A 15,740-nucleotide genomic window follows, 5' to 3' on the forward strand; every position below is an offset into this window, starting at 1 on the left:
TTCAAAAAAGATGGAAATAAGAAAACCGTTTAATTTGCAAAAGTGGATTGAAGACAACAAAGCGTTGTTAAAACCACCTGTGAGTAATAAGAATTTATATGTTGATTCAGATGATTATATTGTAATGATTGTGGGTGGACCCAATGCACGAAAAGACTATCATTACAACGAAACCGAAGAATTATTCTACCAGTTAGAAGGCGAAATTACCGTTTTTATTCAAGAAGATGGTGAAAAGAAAGCTATGAAATTAGGTCCAGGAGACATGTATTTGCATCCTGCTAAAGTACCACATTCTCCTGCAAGAACAGAAGGTTCTGTTGGTTTGGTAATCGAAAGAAAACGAGCTGGAAAAGGATTCAACGATGGTTTATTGTGGTTTTGCGACAATTGTAATCATAAATTACACGAAGTTTATTTCGAATTACACGATATAGAAAAAGACTTTTTACCTCATTTTAGTACGTTCTACAATTCGGAAGAGAAAAGAACGTGCAAAAATTGTGGAACTGTAATGGAAACCAATCCCAAGTTTACGACTAAGAAATAGTTAAAAAACAGCTGTGTAACTTGATACACACAATTATTAAAATATATTTTTTACATTTGTAAAAATTTAACAAAAACCGAATAAAAAGTTATAAAATGATATCTGAAGCAGCAATTCAATTTGGTATGCAAGAAGCTTTGCAACAATTAGGCATTAAAGAAATTAACGAAGGAACTTCTACTGGAACAAAGTGGTTTTCTAACGGAAAAATCATCGAATCATACTCACCAGCAACAGGAGATTTGATTGGAAAAGTAAAATCTTCAACAAAAGAAGATTACGAAACAGCTATGAGTGCTGCAGAAGAAGCTTTCAAAACATGGCGTTTGGTTCCAGCTCCAAAAAGAGGGGAAATTGTACGTCAAATGGGAGAAGAATTGCGTAAACACAAAGAAGCATTAGGAAAATTAGTGTCTTTCGAAATGGGTAAATCGTATCAAGAAGGTCTTGGAGAAGTTCAAGAAATGATTGATATCTGTGATTTTGCAGTAGGTTTATCACGTCAATTACACGGATTAACAATGCATTCGGAACGTCCAATGCACAGAATGTATGAGCAATGGCATCCGTTTGGAATTGTTGGAATCATTTCGGCTTTCAACTTCCCAGTAGCGGTTTGGTCTTGGAACACAATGTTAGCATGGATTTGTGGTGATGTTTGTATTTGGAAACCAAGTTCAAAAACGCCTTTGTGTGGTGTAGCTTGTCAAAACATCATTCAAACCGTATTAGAAAGAAATAATTTACCAGAAGGAATCAGCTGTTTAGTAGTGGGTAACGAGTCTGGAGATTTAATTAATAACGACAAACGTATTCCATTAGTATCGTTTACAGGTTCTACAAGAATTGGTCGTCACGTATCAAAAACAGTTGCGGAGCGTTTTGGAAACACTATCTTAGAATTAGGTGGAAACAACGCCATTATCGTTTCTAAAGAAGCGGATTTATCAATGGTATTGGTAGGAGCAGTATTTGGAGCGGTAGGAACAGCAGGTCAACGTTGTACTTCAACTCGTAGATTAATTGTTCACGAAAGTGTGTACGATAAAACATTAGACGTTTTAGCAAAAGCGTATGCACAGTTAAAAATTGGAAATCCATTAGATGCTAACAATCACGTGGGTCCACTTATCGATAAAGGTGCAGTGCAAGACTATTTAGATGCGATTTCAAAAGCAAAAGCTGAAGGTGGAAGAGTAATTGTAGAAGGTGGTGTTTTAGAAGGAAAAGGATACGAAAGCGGTTGTTATGTAAAACCATGTATTATTGAAGCGAAGAACGAGTTCGAAATCGTGCAACACGAAACATTCGCACCTGTTTTATATGTTATGAAATACAGCACAATTGAAGAAGCGATTGCCATGCAAAATGCAGTTCCTCAAGGATTATCTTCTTCTATCTTTACCAACAACATGAGAGAAATGGAATTATTCCTTTCGGCTGCGGGTTCTGATTGTGGTATTGCTAACGTAAACATTGGAACTTCTGGTGCTGAAATTGGTGGTGCTTTTGGTGGTGAAAAAGAAACAGGAGGTGGCCGTGAATCAGGTTCTGATGCTTGGAAAGCTTACATGAGAAGACAAACTAACACGATTAACTACGGAACAGCGTTACCTTTAGCACAAGGTATAAAGTTTGATTTCTAAAATAAGTAATTAGTGATTAGTTACTTTTTAGATATAGAGAAACCCTGCAATTGCAGGGTTTTTTTTTGAATTAATCTATTCTAGTGTATTCAATGAGAATTTTATCATTATCTAACAAACTTAAGCTACCGTTTTTTCCAAGTTTATAAATCCAACCAAATGGTTCTCCTTCTATTTTATAATATTTAAAACCATCCTTTTTAGAAATTAAATTAATTTTCTGTAAAATTCCGTCATCTGTTCTTTTATACAATTTCCCATTTGACATTTTTACAAATTCGAAAAAACCTTCTTCCTTAATGTCTTTAAAAGGTTGGAATTGCCATTTAAATATTGTTTTTATCTTTTTTAATGAATGAGAAGCTTTAAAATTATTGTGAGACGTTATTAATTTTGAAATTATTTCTTCATTTGAAAAGGTGTTCTGTAATTTCGAAATAAGGTTGTCATAAATTTTATCCTGATTTAATAAAGAGTATCCGTAATAATTTAAACTAATACTTTCTAATGGATACGCAGGATAGTTTTTCATTATTTGATTAATTACAACTTTATATTTTTCAATAATTGGCCAAAATAGTTTTGCTGAATTTGAATTACTACAATGTGCCATATTCATAACAGGCGCAATTTTATACAATCTAAAGGTGCTTTCATTATGATACTCAAACATTAAAATTGTTCTTATCATTAAGCTAGTAGAAATAGAATCTCTTTTTATTAAATTTTTTTCACTCAATAAAACATTTTGATCTATCTCTAAAAGCTTATCCCAATAAATGCTTACCTCATCAATAGATTTTAAATTTGATATTTCATTCCTGTAGGACTCAACAGGTATTTGTGAAAAACAAATTTTTACAAAGAACAATAAGAATAAGTAAAATGTTTTTTTCATAATTTTTTTAGTAAATGTAAGATTCACGATAGCGCGGAATTGCATTCCGTGCCCACAATCCACTTTAAAACAAAGCTACTGAAATAATTTTATCTTTTTCAAATACCAATTTATTTATACTTAAAAGGTCAAAAAGATCTTGTAGGAAACGGAAAAACCCCACAAATCAAATTTGCAGGGTTTTCTATGTTATAATTTTGTCATTCTGAACTCGTTTCAGAATCTCATACAAACTCAATAAGAAGCTGAAACAAGTGCAGCTTGACAAAAAGGAAAAAAGGTTACTTCGTTTTCTTCACGTATTGCGTCAAAATATAAATACTTTGGTTTTCTACTCTACCTTCAATTAGGTTTGCGTCGTCCCAAACTAATTTAATATTGTGCACGGCAGCTCCACGTTTTGCAGTAAAGGTAGCGCCTTTTACATCTAAATCTTTAATTAAAACTACTGAGTCGCCATCTTGTAAAACAACGCCATTACTGTCTTTATGTACAATTTTGTTTTCGTCTTCTTCTTCGCCTTCTCCAGTTGCTTTTGCCCATTCTAAAGCTTCTTCATCTAAGTACATCATGTCAAGCAAGTCGTTGTTTTTCAAACGAGCCAACATACGCCAAGATAAAATTTGAACCGGTAAATGTTCATTCCACATACTTTCTGATAACCCTCTCCAGTCGTTTTCATTCATGGTTTCTGGGTTTTCAATTTGGTCTTTTAAATGTTTAGCAACTAAAACCGAATGTTCTAAACTCTCTGCAGTGTGAGGTGGCAACGTGTACACAACTAAATCATGTTCGGCACCACTAATTTCGCAAACTGAACCACTGCGGTCTTTCAGTTTTTTTTCTATTACACTCATTTTGAATGGATTTTACGTAATTAAATAATTTGGGACAAAGTTATAAATTGAAATTAATTATCTTTGATTATTAGATTAAAATCCACTTAAAATGAAAAAATTACTCTTAATAATAGCAATCTTTCCATTATTAGCTACACAATGTAATGAAGACGATAACGGAATTGTTTGTACCGAAGAAGCAAGAGCAGGTTTAAATATCACTATAAAAGATTCCGAAACCAATGCCTATTTAAGCGAAGGTGTTTCGGTTGTAGCTACAGATGGAAGTTATTCTGAAACCTTACAAAGTTTTGATAGTACTGAACCGATTTTTTCAGGCGCTTATGAGCGTGAAGGAAATTACACGATTACGGTTTCAAAAACGGGTTATGTAACATACACTTCAGAGGTAATAAGTGTCACTTCCGATGTGTGTCACGTTATCCCACAACAAAGAACCATTTTGCTTCAACCGGAATAAAAAAAGGAAGCCATTTTGACTTCCTTTTACGAATAAATTTAAAATTTTTATAAATTGAACGAGGCACCAAAATGGAATACAAATTGGTTGTTGTAATGTTCAAATCCACGAACATCATTGTCATATCGTGCTAATGGTGCCGAACCTTCAGCATACAATCCAAAACCACTTGAAAAGAAATAACGGAATCCTAAGTGAGCTCCAAAGTTTCGGGTACCTAAATTCAAACCTGGATAAATGTCCATTTTAGGGTCCAAACCTAAAACACTTCCAATGTTTGCATTAAAACGAGCTTTGATATCGGCTCTGTCTTCAAAAGCAGCTTTTTCGCCTAAGATTTCATCAGTGTTTAATAAATAGGTTCCTACGAATCCAAAAGACATGTTTTCGCCCAAACCAAAATCCACTGTTGATGTAATACCAGAACCTCCATCTTGTAGATTAAGTCCCACTTGAAATTTGGTATCTCCTTTTCCTTTAAACGCTTGTGCATTTGTCATTTGAATTGTAACAAACAAACAAATTACCATCAGAATTTTTTTCATAGCATTCGATTTTTAATATTTCTACAAAGATACAATTTTTAATTTCTTCCATTTTCGTTCGGATATAACTCAGGTAAAGCATCACTTTGCCAGAATTCTTTCGTCTCAATATCCATAATCGTAAGTTTTCCTTTGAAAGCGGCACCGGTATCTACATTCCACACACAAGCTTTATTCACAGGAATGGTTTCATTTATTTTAGTTACTGGAGTATGCCCAATATAAATTTCTTTATAAATAGTTAACCGATTTGGATAAGTGATGGCATCTTTAGAAAGATTCGGATCAAGAGCTAAGGCGGTTTCCCAAAGGGTTCTGTCCCAGTAAAAAAGTGGTTTAAAATATTCGTAATCAACGCCTTTCATATTGGTAAAACCAGCATGAATAAACAATCGGTTTTCAGTATCTAAATAATAATTTTGAAGCGATTGTAGAAAATGAATGTGTTTCTCTTTCGTTTTAGCGTCAATATTTTGATACGATTTTACAGTTGTTTCTCCACCATGTTGAAACCACAATTTTTCATCAATATTTTCGTTATTACCTAATAGCCAGTCTAATAGAAGTTCGTCGTGGTTGCCACGAATAAAAATACAAGATTGTTTTTTTTGTAATGCAATCAAAAAATCCAAAACGGCTGGCGATTCGCTCCAACCATCTACAAAGTCGCCAAGAAAAATCAAAGTATCATTATTAGTAACGTTGGCTCTTTCTAAAACTTGGTGAATGGCTTTTAATCCACCATGAATATCCCCTAGTACGAATTTTCTCATAATTAAATATAATTTGATGCAATTTTTAGAAAAATATGCAGAAAAACTACAGCAATTAATTTTTGCAGTGTATCTAATTTTGTATTTCAAGTTAATAAACCCATTGTAAACAAATAAACAAAACCCTTAAAATCAAAATCTTATGAAAAATTTAGTTAAATTATTTGCTTTAGTGTTAGTAGGGATTTCTCTTTTTTCATGTACAACAGACGAATACGATGCTGCACTTGAAGAAAGTGTAAAAGTAACAGAAAATATCCGAAATCAACAATCTAAGGAAGGAGATCTAACAGAAACACAAAATACTACGACTACGGAAGATGGTGATCCTGTGGTAATAATTGTAAAAAAAGATTAACAGATAAATTTAATTTAAAATGAAAACACTAGTAGTTTTATTGGTAAGCTCTATTTTTTTGTCAACTATGTCAAATAATGTAGAGAAAGATTCAATTGAAAAAGTTATGACTTATAAAATTGAAAAAACAGAGAAAATTAAAGTTGAAAGTGCAATTAATTCAAGAACACCTATTATTATTATAAAAAAGGATTAATTATTATCTTTAAATAGTATTTTTGTTTATGAGCAAATCATTTTAATTGAAACAGGTTATAACTTTATTTAGTTTCTTTATTCTCATTGGATGTAATTCAAATGAGGATAAGGCTATAAATCAAAAAAAATTAGATGCCTATTTTGAAAATAGTTCAAATGTAAATTTGGATAAAGCCACTCGTTTGAAATTTATCGATTCGATAGAGCAACTAATTGAAAATTCAAATTATTCCGATTCACTGAGGATAAAGAATTATTTTAAAATAGCCAATCGCTATTTTGGAGTTTTGGAATATGAGAAGTACAAGGAAATAACAAATAAAGTTTTAGAAATTTCTAAATCTAACAAGGACTCTTTAAATATTGCAAGAGCAGAATATTATTTAGGAGATTATTATTTTTCTACTTCAAAAAATGATAGTGCTTATTACTATTATTTGGAAGCAGAGAAAAAATATGAAAATTTAAATGACAAGCCGAATTTAGCAAGCACAAAATTACATAAAGCCTATATTTTATCCTATGAAAAAGATTTTATAGGGAGTGAGATAGAGACTATTAAAGTTTTAAATGTTGCAAAAGAAATTAAAGATCAAGAGTTAATTTATGAGTGTTTTGCAAACCTTGGTAGGTCTTTGTCTGGTTTAGGGAACTATGAACAAGCATTAGAATATCATCAAAAATCGTTATCACAAATTAAGGAGATTGAGAATGACAATTATAAACCTTTATTACAAGCTCAAGCCATAAATAATATTGGTTTTGTATATTTAAGTTTAGGTAAATTTAAAGAGGCTAGTGAGATTTTCACAGAAGGATTAAAGATTAATAATTTAAAAGAAATTCAACCTGTTTTATATACTTCTTTATTAGATAATTATGCTTATTCTCGTTTCAAAATCAATAAAAACGAAGGTCTTAAGGAATTTAAAGAAGCATTAGAACTTGGAGATGAAATCGATGATATTTACAGTAAAATAAACATTAGAATTCACCTTGTTGAATATTATTTATCTAAAAATGATACTACTGTTTCGCTTCAGTATAACGAAGAAGCTAATCGTTTAGCTAAAGAGTCCAACTACAACAAAGAAGTGCTACAAACACTCGATTTCTTTACCACATTAAAGCCTAAAGAAGGTCTAAAATATGCTAAGGAATACATAAAAATTAGCGATAGTTTACAGCGACAAGAGCGCTTAACACGAAATAAATTAGCAAGAATTGAATTTGAAACAGATGAAATTATTGTAGAGAAAGAAGCTATTTCAAATCGTTTTCGAATTATTTTAATTTCATCGTTACTTATTATATCGTTTGGAATATTGTTTTATATTATTCTTTATCAAAGAAGTAAGCATAGAGAATTGTTGTTTAGTCAAGAACAACAAATGGCAAATGAGGAAATTTATAAATTAATGCTCGACAAACAAGACGAGTTAGAAGAAGCAAAAAAGAAAGAACAATTACGAATTTCTCAAGATCTTCATGATAACATTCTAAATAAGTTGGCTAGTATTCGATTTAATTTATTTGCGTTAACTCAAAAGCCAGATGAAACTGTTATAAAAAGAAGTATTGAATATATTGATAAAATTCAAAGTGTGGAAAGTGAAATACGAACAGTTGCTCATGAATTAAATTTTGAATCCTTTCTCAATAAAGGAAATTACAAAAGTATTTTAGAGCAGTTGCTTCAAAATCAAAAGGAAACGTATCAAACCATTTGTGATTATACGATTTCATCTGATGAAGCAATCGAATCACTTTCAGCTTTAGTTAAGATGAATATTTATAGGATTATTCAAGAGACGTTAAATAATATCAATAAACATTCAAAAGCTACTTTGATTTCGATAACTTTAACCATTGATGAAGGTTTCTTATATTTGTATATTATAGACAATGGTGTTGGTTTTAAGGTTTCAAAATTAAAATCAGGAATTGGACTAAAAAACATGGAAAGTCGAGCAGTATCGATAAACGGAAGACTAAAAATTTCATCTGAAATAAATAAAGGAACTAAAGTGTCTTTAAAAGTTAAATTATAAAAACAAGAATTTTGGAAACTAAAAAGCTAAATGTATTAATGATTGATGACCATCCTTCTATGATAGAAGGGTATAAAAGCATTCTCTCTTTTAACGATTTGGATTGTGAAATTAATGTTACACCAGCTTATAATTGCGAAAGTGCTTATTATTTGATAACTGAGAATCAAAATCTATCCGCTTACGATGTGGTTTTTATCGATTTGAGTTTGCCAGCCTTTCCAGAACAAAAAATTTATTCAGGACATGATTTAGCAAGATTAGTTAGAAGTTATATGCCTACTACAAAAATTATAATTCTAACATCTCACATTGAAGCCTTTTTGTTATACAAAATTCATAGAGAAATTGAACCAGAAGGGTTCTTGGTTAAAAGTGATTTTTCAGCTCAAGAACTTTTAACTGCTTTTAATCAAATAATGTTGGGCGAAAAATATAAAAGTCGTACGGTACATCAAAACATTAATGAATTAATGGCAAACGAGTTTTTATTAGACGAATATTATCAACAAATTATAACGCTTTTGGCGCAAGGCATAAAGACCAAAAATATGCCAGAACATATTAACATTACATTAAGCGCAATTGATAAAAGAAAAGCTCACATAAAAGAGTTTTTTAACATTGAAAAAGGCTCTGACGAGGATATCATTAAAGAAGCAAAAAAAAGGGGCTTGATATGAAATTTTAACAAAATGTGCAGAAAAACTACAGCAACCTATTCAAAGAGCGTCCTTAACTTTACATTGTAATTTAAATAATAAAAAGGATGAAACTATATACTAAAATCTTGCTGTTTTTGTTGTTTCTGAGTTTGGTTTGGCTATACACTGTGGTCGATTTAACATACAACACACTATTTTTTGAAAGTAGTACATTTTTATCTAAACTTATAGGATATCATGCGCAATTTGAGCTGATTTATATTTTAGGAGTTTTCCTTTTTGTTTCCTATTTGGTATTAATACTTTTTATAAAAAATAAAAAATTGTATTAGTCGTACTTCATTTTTCTTAAAATCCGCATTACTTTTTTGAAACAGATTTATTTGATAGGATTTTGTAACGATTTAAGATAAGGTTTTACATCAATTATTTTTGTTTGGAATCATCAAAACCTTTAAAAACCGAAGATTCGTAAAAGAATTTAGTGTAAATAAAAGATGATGATTTTATGAAATGTATATTCTATATTTTTTTTTAAAAGATTTTAGGAGAAACAATATTATCATTTTAATAAACAAATAAAAGATTATTTTATTTATTTTCGTTAATTTTATGAGAAATATATCAATTATGAAAAAATTAATTACTTTTTTTAAAAACAATAAAAACTTGTTTTTAGCATTTGTTTTGTTATTTTCTAGTAAAGGCTGGTCACAGGCAGATTGTTCAAGTGCTGTAGTAGTTTGCGGAAATACACAAACATTTAATCCAAGCGGAGTAGGGGCTAAGCTCGAACAATTAGCTTGTGGTGGTATTGAACATAACAGTACCTGGATAGCTTTTCAAGCAAAGGCTAATGGCAAACTAAATTTTGTTATTAGACCTCAAAATCTTTCAGGTTTGCCAACTGTTTTAGATTTTGATTGGAGTTTATATGCTCTGCCAGGAGCTCCAGGAGTTTCTAATTGTGATAATAAAACACAGCTAAGTTGTAATTTTTCAGGATCTTCAACGGTTTTTGGTATTCCTGGAGCAACTGGTTTAGCGTATCCTAATTATGTTGCGGCTCAGTTTAATACGGGTGTGGATGTTTTAGCTGGAAATTGGTACGTAATTTTAGTTGACCAATTTTCAAATACGACGCCATCTTCTTTTTCTATTCAGTTTACTGGAAATCCAGAAAGTCCTAATTTGAATTCTTCACCAGGTATTTTTGATGATAAACCTGATTTTTCTATTAATACAGTTTCAGGTTGTTCAGGGAATTATTCTTTTACAAATACTTCAACAGCTACTTCAGGTTTAGCAAGTTATTTGTGGGATTTTGGTGATGGTTCAACATCTACATTAGCCTCACCTAGTCATACTTACATTACTTCAGGTACTTATTATGTTAATTTAACAGTTACTGATGTTAATGGTTGTAAAACAAGTATAAAAAAAGCATTGTTTTATAATGCTAATACTGCTCCAACTATTAATAATACAGGAATTTTTGCAACTACATCTTGTTCAGATAGTAATAATGGTACAATAACAGTTACTACTGTAGGAAGTGGAACTTTGGGTGTTAGTGGTGGAACTCCACCTTATACCTATGAACTTGTTTCTCCATCAGCAATGATTAGAACTTCACAATCTTCAAATGTTTTTACTGGTTTACAACCAGGGGGGTATATTGTAAAAGTTACAGATGCTTGTGGAAAAGCTGCAGTAAGTACAACCATTACAGTTCCTCAACTTGCACTTAATTCCTTAATTGGACTTGGTATTCAAAACATTCAGGCGGCGTGTAGTAGTTCTCCAACTGGAACTGCAACAATTTTTGCTAATGGTTCAGTACCACCTTATACCATGCAACTAGTTGCTTCTTCACCTGTTACAACAGCAGTTTTGCCATCTTTACAACGTGATCCAATAACAGCTACCTATTATACAACTTTTACAAATTTATTACCTGGCTCATATACAGTTGAAGCAACAGATGCTTGTGGAAAAAAGCGTAGAGCAACTTTTACTGTGAATACAAGTACAGCGCCTATAGCCACAACTATTTCAAGTCCTTCTTGTGCAGGGTTAGCTTCAGGTACACTAACTGTAACAGCAACTGGAGCAAATGGTTTATCTGGTGCAGGATCTCCTGGTTCTTTCCAATATGCTTTAATAGCTCCATCACCTATAGTGAGGTCATTTCAAAATTCATCAGTATTTGAAAATCTTTTTCCAGGTACCTATACCATAGCAGTAAAAGATATATGTGGTAATATAGGAACATCTACATCAACTGTTGGGTCAGCAGTAAGTCCTAATTTTGGAACATCGTTTACAACACCCTCATGTCCTAATGGAGCAACAGGTACTATTGAAGTTCAAAATGGAACAACAGCAGGAGGAGGAGGTCCTTACACTTATGAACTTATTGATCCATCCCCAGTTACAAGACCTATTCAATCAAGTAATGTATTTAATAATTTACCTACAGGAACTTATACAGTTAGAATGTCTGATGTATGCGGAACTCAGGTAACTGCTACTGTAACTGTAGCTTCAGGCAGTGCTCCTTCTTTTACATTGGCTACCGCATCTAGCTGTAGTTCTCCAGAAAATGGTTCTATAACAGTATCACCAGCAGCTAGTAGTATAGGACCTTTTACATTTGAGTTAATAGGACCTGGTGCAGCCATAAGACCTGCTCAAGGAAGTAATATTGCTAATTCAACAAGTAGTATTTTTACAGGTTTAAAGCAAGGGACATATACGATAAAAATGACAGATGCATGTGGTGTACCAGTTACGGGAACAGCAACTATTACTGCACCTGTTGCACTTTCTTTTCCTACAGGATCCTTAGCAGTAGCATCTTGTACTTCGCCTGCGTCTGGACAAATAACAGTAGCTGTCCCAACAACGGGAGTTGCCCCATATACATATGAATTAATTGCACCATCACCTATAGTTGTGGCATCACAAGCAAGTAGAATTTTTAATGGATTAGCTGTAGGTAATTATACAATTCGCATAACTGATGCTTGTGGTAATCAGGTAACTAATTCTACTCCATTGGCATTAGCAAATGCTACAGCTCCTACTTTAACAGTTACAAATACATCAAGTTGCGCAACTAATACAGGAACAATAACCTGTATAGCAACTACCGCAAATCAAGGAGGCGGTAGTTATCAATTTGCTTTGATTGCACCATCACCAGTAACAAGACCAAATCAAATTTCTCCTATTTTTGACAATCTACCAGCTGGTGTTTATACAGTTCAAATTACAGATCAATGTGGTGTAACAGGTACTGCTACCACAACTATTGTAGCAGCAGGTGCTTTTACACCAGCAGCAGGAGCTTCAGTTGTTTCTTGTTCAGGAACGAGTTACAATGCACAAATTATTGTAACGACGCCACAAAACTTTACTCTTGGTGGACCTGTACCTACAGGTAGTGGAGGAGGACCTTATACATATGCTATTTATGATTCTAGTAATACAACCCTAATTGCAGGTCCTCAATCTAGTAATGTTTTTTCAACTATAGTTCCTATTGCAGGAACATCTACACATACGGTTCGTGTTACAGATGTTTGTGGTAATACTTCGACAGTTGCAATTACTGTAAACCCACCTGCTGCTATATCACCTGCAACGATTTCAGCGACAACATCTTCTTGTGCAGCAAGTAATACGGGTGTAATAAAAGTTACGACAGGATCTGGAGGAGGTTTAGCTCCGTATAGCTACTCGCTTATTGATGCAACAACACTAGTAGTAGTTCAGGGGCCTCAAACAAGCACTACTTTTAATAATGTTCCTGCAAATGCAACGGGTTATTTTGTTCGAACTACGGATGCTTGTGGGAATTTGGTTACCTCTTCAACAGCTTTATTGTTTCCAGCAGCAGTTGTTCCTACAGCTACAGTGGCAGTAGTAAATTCTTGTGCTTCATCATCAACTGGAAAAATAACGGTAACTCCAGGAACAGGTCCAACTTTAGCAGGAGGTACGTTTAGCTATGCTTTGTTTGATTCAGGCAATACAACTCAAATTATAGCAGCACAAGCAAGCCCAGTATTTACAAATGTTGCAGTTGGCACTTATACTGTTCGTATAATTGATCGTTGTGGTACTATTGGAACTGTGGCAGCAACAGTAACATCTACAGTTACGGCTTTAACATCTTCAGGAACCGCTTTTGGGACATGTACAAGTGGTAATAGTGGGGTAATTACAGCTACATCAACAGGTGGATCTTTGCCAATAACCTATACTTTAATTAACCAAGTAACAAGTGGTGTTGTAGCTGGTCCGCAATCTAATAATGTTTTTTCAAATTTAGTTAATGGCACTTACATAGTAAGGGCAATTGATGCTTGTGGTTCACAAGTTGATTCGGCAAATATAGTTTTAGGTGATTTAACAACAGTTCCATCTATAACAACTAGCTTAGCTTTAGACTGTGGTGGAACAGCATTAATTGCAGGTTATGGATCTGGGGGAAGTGGTGGTCCTTTTACTTATGCTATATGTAATGGTTCTGGTTGTACTTCTTTTGGAAGTTATACTAATTCTAGTACTTTTACGGTTAACACTTCAGGAACCTATAGAATAAGCGTTAAAGATAGATGTGGAAATGCTGTTTCTTCAGCAGATATTGTAATTAATTTACCTGTAATACCTACAATTTCTGCCGTTAATTTTACAAATGCATGTGGTCCTACTACAGTGACACCCGTTTTTTCTGGGGTTGTAAATATACCTTATTACAGTGTTGATGGAAGTAATTTTTCACCAACTATAGGCACATTGAGCCCAGGTGCACATACTGTTAGTGTTTTAGATTTTAATGCTGGAACATTTGGTTGCCCAAGTAGTACATTTAGTTTTAATATAAATACTGCTCCACCAACAGGAAGCTCCCCACAATTATTGCCAAGTACAAGCACTCTTTCAGATATAATCGTTTCAGGAACTGGAATAATATGGTATGCGTCAGCATTAGATGCTGCAAATGCTACTAATCCATTGCCAAATTCAACAGTTTTGTCTAATAACACAATTTATTATGCAACACAAACAATAGGAGGATGTGCCAGCACTTCTAGCCTGCCAGTTACTATAGAAACATTTTTAAGTAATAATGATTTTGACTCAAATTCATTCGTTTATTACCCAAATCCTGTTGAAAACATTCTTAACCTTTCTTATTTTGAAAAACTTATCAATGTTGAAGTTTACAATATTGATGGGAAAAACATTTTTACAAAAAAATTAGATTCTAGAGTATCTGAAATAGATATGTCTAAGTTAGCTTCAGGAATTTATTTCTTAAAAGTTTATTCTGAGAAAGGCTCTAAAATAATTAAGATTCTTAAAAAATAAGTTGATAAATTTTAAAAGCCACCATAAAAGGTGGCTTTTTATCTTACTATCAACGATAAGATAAGTTTCATTTAATTAATGTTTTTTGCACTTTAAATTCTTTAATAGTTATATTTTTGGTAAGCAAATTTTAAACCTAGAGTTATTTTGAATTTGTAGATCTTAGTATATATAGTTAGTCATATTTCATTTTTCTTAAAATCCGCATTACTTCTTTAAAGGAGACATAAACTAAAGGATCTTCAAAAGATTTCAAATAAAGTTTAGCATCTATTAGTTTTTGTTTGGCCTCTTCAAAACCATTCAAATAACAAATCATCATAATGTGAGGTAAGTTTTCTAAATCTCGCTTTTCAGAATCATTTAATGGCAATCCTTTTTGAAGTTTTCCTATTATTACCAAATTAGAATTGTAAATGTGATGCAACATTTTTCGGTTATATTGCGGTGGCTCGAATAACATTTCCGAATTCATTTTGTAATAACCATTGTCAAAAAAAGTCAAGGTTACTTTTTCAAACGGATAATAACTCGTTTTATCATTTAATCCAAGTGAAATGTATTCGGTAATCGAAAAACTACTTTCATCATAATTAATACTTACTTCATCTAAAGCCGAATAAAACAACTTCACTTGTTCGTTTACTAACTCAATATCTACTCTTGAATAATATACTTTATCCCGAACTTTTTTCTTATTTCCAGCCCAACAAACCACAAATAATTCTTTGAAAACTTTGTATTTGGAAGGCAAATCTTTATGACGATTGTTGATGAAATCCAAAACGCTTTCTAAAGTATGTTCAATGCTGTTTCGAGAACTGTTTTCGATACTAATAACTGTTTCAACATTCTGTTTCGAATACGGAATTTTATCTGTCGTTGGCGATGTATTACTGCCTTTCCTAACGAAATAAGTATTCGCTTCAATAGTATGAATTCCTTTCTTGAAGTATGAATTTTTTGATTTCGGTTTAATCGTAACCAATCCCACCACTTTATCTTTCGGAAGATTCGGAAAAGGCACATTTTCATACTGAATTTTAGGTGGATTTTCCAAAAAAGCATTCACTAAATTCTGAATTCGGCTATCATCAAAAAAATCATCCCCAACGATTTCATTGGTTTCATCTTCAACACCAACCACAATATAAGAATTATTGCTAGGATTTGAATTGGAAAGTGCACAAATGTGTTTCAAAAACTTAGCTTTTCCTTCTTTGGTGTGTAAATTCAATTGGCGCTTTTTATCATAAAAACTATTCTCATCATGATGAGCTAAAATATTTTTGATAAGAAGGCGCTTGTTAATCATTTTTTAGTGAATAGTTATAATTAAAAAGTGATTAGCGGA

13 protein-coding genes are annotated in these 15,740 nt (G+C 32.5%); 8 read left to right on the forward strand and 5 right to left on the reverse strand.

Features of this window, described 5'->3' with window-relative positions; all coding sequences use genetic code 11:
- Positions 1 to 10: 10 nt before the first annotated feature.
- Entirely contained in the window at positions 11 to 550 is a 540-nt protein-coding gene (locus tag IM755_RS03815) for a 3-hydroxyanthranilate 3,4-dioxygenase (RefSeq protein ID WP_194093745.1), read from the forward strand.
- A 95-nt stretch (positions 551 to 645) separates the two neighbouring features.
- Positions 646 to 2,196 (forward strand): L-piperidine-6-carboxylate dehydrogenase, encoded by a 1,551-nt coding sequence (gene amaB, locus IM755_RS03820; protein ID WP_228063887.1) that lies wholly within the window; start codon positions 646 to 648, stop codon positions 2,194 to 2,196.
- 70 nt (positions 2,197 to 2,266) lie between these two features.
- Here amaB and IM755_RS03825 read toward each other — a convergent pair whose 3' ends face one another.
- Both IM755_RS03825 and IM755_RS03830 read right to left on the reverse strand, forming a co-directional pair.
- Positions 2,267 to 3,094: a hypothetical protein gene (locus tag IM755_RS03825; protein ID WP_194093747.1), complete on the reverse strand. Its 828-nt coding sequence runs from the start codon at positions 3,092 to 3,094 to the stop codon at positions 2,267 to 2,269.
- A gap of 281 nt (positions 3,095 to 3,375) precedes the next feature.
- Positions 3,376 to 3,951, reverse strand: coding sequence for a PhnA domain-containing protein (locus IM755_RS03830; protein ID WP_194093749.1), 576 nt, complete (start codon positions 3,949 to 3,951; stop codon positions 3,376 to 3,378).
- A gap of 91 nt (positions 3,952 to 4,042) precedes the next feature.
- Here IM755_RS03830 and IM755_RS03835 point away from each other — a divergent pair, with 91 nt between their 5' ends.
- Entirely contained in the window at positions 4,043 to 4,414 is a 372-nt protein-coding gene (locus IM755_RS03835) for a hypothetical protein (protein ID WP_194093752.1), read from the forward strand.
- Positions 4,415 to 4,461: 47 nt separating this feature from the next.
- On the opposite strand, the gene IM755_RS03840 is transcribed toward IM755_RS03835, so the two are convergent.
- Positions 4,462 to 4,959, reverse strand: a complete 498-nt coding sequence (locus IM755_RS03840; RefSeq protein ID WP_194093754.1) for a DUF6646 family protein — start codon at positions 4,957 to 4,959, stop codon at positions 4,462 to 4,464.
- 38 nt (positions 4,960 to 4,997) lie between these two features.
- Positions 4,998 to 5,732, reverse strand: a complete 735-nt coding sequence (locus IM755_RS03845; RefSeq protein WP_194093756.1) for a metallophosphoesterase — start codon at positions 5,730 to 5,732, stop codon at positions 4,998 to 5,000.
- A 142-nt stretch (positions 5,733 to 5,874) separates the two neighbouring features.
- Here IM755_RS03845 and IM755_RS03850 point away from each other — a divergent pair, with 142 nt between their 5' ends.
- The 5 genes from IM755_RS03850 (at position 5,875) to IM755_RS03870 (ending at position 14,386) form a co-directional block, all read left to right on the forward strand.
- Positions 5,875 to 6,090, forward strand: coding sequence for a hypothetical protein (locus tag IM755_RS03850; protein ID WP_194093758.1), 216 nt, complete (start codon positions 5,875 to 5,877; stop codon positions 6,088 to 6,090).
- Positions 6,091 to 6,109: 19 nt separating this feature from the next.
- Positions 6,110 to 6,286 carry a hypothetical protein gene (locus tag IM755_RS03855; protein ID WP_194093760.1) on the forward strand — a complete coding sequence of 59 codons (177 nt, stop codon included), beginning with the start codon at positions 6,110 to 6,112 and terminating at the stop codon, positions 6,284 to 6,286.
- A gap of 46 nt (positions 6,287 to 6,332) precedes the next feature.
- Positions 6,333 to 8,339, forward strand: a complete 2,007-nt coding sequence (locus IM755_RS03860; protein WP_194093762.1) for a tetratricopeptide repeat-containing sensor histidine kinase — start codon at positions 6,333 to 6,335, stop codon at positions 8,337 to 8,339.
- Between the two features lie 11 nt (positions 8,340 to 8,350).
- On the forward strand, positions 8,351 to 9,022 hold the full coding sequence (locus tag IM755_RS03865; RefSeq protein ID WP_194093764.1) for a response regulator: 672 nt from the start codon (positions 8,351 to 8,353) through the stop codon (positions 9,020 to 9,022).
- Positions 9,023 to 9,634: 612 nt separating this feature from the next.
- Positions 9,635 to 14,386 (forward strand): PKD domain-containing protein, encoded by a 4,752-nt coding sequence (locus IM755_RS03870; protein ID WP_194093766.1) that lies wholly within the window; start codon positions 9,635 to 9,637, stop codon positions 14,384 to 14,386.
- A gap of 175 nt (positions 14,387 to 14,561) precedes the next feature.
- Here IM755_RS03870 and IM755_RS03875 read toward each other — a convergent pair whose 3' ends face one another.
- Positions 14,562 to 15,701, reverse strand: a complete 1,140-nt coding sequence (locus IM755_RS03875) for an ATP-binding protein (RefSeq protein ID WP_194093769.1) — start codon at positions 15,699 to 15,701, stop codon at positions 14,562 to 14,564.
- Positions 15,702 to 15,740 lie beyond the last annotated feature (39 nt).

The sequence above is a fragment of the Flavobacterium proteolyticum genome (assembly GCF_015223105.1).
GTDB lineage: Bacteria > Bacteroidota > Bacteroidia > Flavobacteriales > Flavobacteriaceae > Flavobacterium > Flavobacterium proteolyticum.